Annotated in this window: 1 protein-coding gene; it reads left to right on the top strand. The window is 42.9% G+C overall.

All coding sequences use genetic code 11. The features are described from left to right. Positions 1-212 (top strand): Ig-like domain-containing protein (locus tag P6733_RS17970; protein ID WP_306354322.1); only part of this gene is annotated, 212 nt, incomplete at both ends.

The following is a 212-nucleotide window of genomic DNA, read 5'->3' on the forward strand; positions in this document are numbered from 1 at the left end:
TTCTGTGAAATTGATAACACTACTATTGCAAGTTTACAAGTAACAGGAACACAAGTTCAGTGGTACGCGAGTGCTACTTCAACTACGGCTCTGGCTACAACAACTGCTTTGGTAGATGGAGCAACGTATTACGCTTCTCAAACGGCAGACTCTTGTGAGAGTGCAACACGTTTAGCGGTAACGGTAGTTATTACTAAAACAGAAGCACCAAC

The organism is Flavobacterium aerium (assembly GCF_030766725.1).
GTDB classification, from domain to species: Bacteria; Bacteroidota; Bacteroidia; order Flavobacteriales; family Flavobacteriaceae; genus Flavobacterium; species Flavobacterium aerium.